This window comes from Streptococcus sp., from assembly GCF_019414905.1.
Taxonomy (GTDB): domain Bacteria; phylum Bacillota; class Bacilli; order Lactobacillales; family Streptococcaceae; genus Streptococcus.
The window spans coordinates 1-2053 of sequence record NZ_DXLC01000085.1; the positions used below are offsets into that span (position 1 = coordinate 1).

A 2053-nucleotide genomic window follows, 5' to 3' on the forward strand; every position below is an offset into this window, starting at 1 on the left:
ACCCTAGCTTGGAATGCCCTGAAAAAAACAATTGAAGACCAAGAAAACAAGTAAGACAAGTTTCTTTTGTCTTATAAATCATTAGAAATAAAGAATGAAAGAAAGTATATTATGGCTGAAGAAAGAGTAGAACCAAAACCAATTGACCTTGGTGAATATAAATTTGGTTTCCATGATGATGTAGAGCCTGTCCTATCGACAGGAAAAGGATTGAATGAAGATGTCATTCGTGAACTATCAGCTGCTAAGGGAGAACCTGAGTGGATGCTAGAATTCCGTTTGAAGTCTTATGAAACCTTCAAAAAAATGCCTATGCAAACTTGGGGAGCAGACTTGTCAGAGATTGATTTTGATGACTTGATCTACTATCAAAAACCATCTGATAAGCCAGCCCGTTCTTGGGATGAAGTTCCCGAAAAAATCAAAGAAACCTTTGAACGTATCGGGATTCCTGAAGCTGAGCGTGCTTATCTAGCCGGTGCTTCTGCCCAGTACGAGTCAGAAGTGGTTTACCACAACATGAAGGAAGAGTTCCAGAAATTGGGGATTATCTTTACAGATACAGATTCTGCCCTCAAGGAATACCCAGACTTGTTTAAACAATACTTTGCTAAGTTGGTACCGCCGACTGATAACAAGTTGGCTGCCCTCAATTCGGCAGTATGGTCAGGTGGAACCTTTATCTATGTACCAAAAGGTGTGAAAGTGGATATTCCACTTCAAACTTACTTCCGTATCAACAACGAAAATACTGGTCAGTTTGAACGTACCTTGATTATCGTTGATGAGGGAGCAAGTGTCCACTACGTAGAAGGATGTACAGCACCAACTTATTCAAGTAACAGCTTGCACGCCGCCATCGTAGAAATCTTTGCCTTGGATGGTGCTTATATGCGTTATACAACCATCCAAAACTGGTCTGATAACGTCTATAACTTGGTAACCAAACGTGCCAAAGCCTTGAAAGATGCGACTGTTGAATGGATTGATGGGAACTTGGGTGCCAAAACAACCATGAAATACCCATCTGTTTACCTAGATGGAGAAGGGGCGCGTGGTACTATGCTCTCTATCGCCTTTGCCAATGCTGGGCAACACCAAGACACGGGTGCTAAGATGCTCCACAATGCTCCACATACTAGCTCGTCTATTGTGTCTAAATCCATCGCTAAAGGTGGAGGAAAGGTTGACTATCGTGGACAAGTAACCTTTAATAAAAACTCTAAGAAATCTGTCTCTCACATTGAGTGTGATACTATTATCATGGATGACTTGTCAGCATCAGATACCATTCCGTTTAATGAAATTCACAACTCACAAGTCGCTTTGGAACACGAAGCTAAGGTATCTAAGATTTCTGAAGAACAACTCTATTATCTCATGAGCCGTGGATTGTCAGAATCAGAAGCGACAGAAATGATTGTTATGGGATTTGTAGAGCCCTTCACAAAAGAACTTCCAATGGAGTATGCTGTTGAGCTGAACCGCTTGATTAGTTATGAAATGGAAGGGTCAGTTGGGTAAAATTTGTTTTTAGATTTACCCAAGGTCAAGAACTTTGAAGATGAACTTGTAACAAAAAGAGACTGAGAAAAAATATTTTAAGAACAGAAAACGCATGATATCAGGAGCCAAAAAACTTGATATTATGCGTTTTATTGTGGGAAGATTTATTGCATTCTCTCATGAAATAGAGTTTTTTCCTAAGTGCTTTTGATTTTTGATATATTTTTGTGAGGACGAAGTAAGACAATATATAAAATAGTCAGTTCAAGCCACGATATAGTTGTTTAGTTTAAAATAAGCATCTTATAATAAATCTATGGTATATAAACAAGGAGTATTAGATTACATTAAAGAGGGACACAGCCATGTCGAGGCAGCTAAAGTTTTTGATGTTGGCGTCAAAACTCTCTTCACGTGGGAAAAGAAAGACGTGAACAAGGACACTTATAGCGGAAAAAGCGAGTCGTCAAAAAGCAGAAGATCCCTTTAGAGGAATTAAAAGCCTTTGTAGAGGCTCATCCAGACGCTTTTTTACGGGAAATTGCGG

At 39.4% G+C, this 2053-nt stretch carries 1 protein-coding gene and 1 pseudogene; both read left to right on the plus strand.

Annotated elements, in window-relative coordinates:
* Window positions 1-111: 111 nt before the first annotated feature.
* The gene (sufB, locus tag QZ359_RS02420) at window positions 112-1524 is read left to right on the plus strand and encodes a Fe-S cluster assembly protein SufB (RefSeq protein ID WP_261075413.1); all 1413 of its coding nucleotides are present in this window, start codon (window positions 112-114) and stop codon (window positions 1522-1524) included.
* A 298-nt stretch (window positions 1525-1822) separates the two neighbouring features.
* A pseudogene (locus QZ359_RS02425) lies at window positions 1823-2053 on the plus strand (IS630 transposase-related protein); the annotation flags it as partial.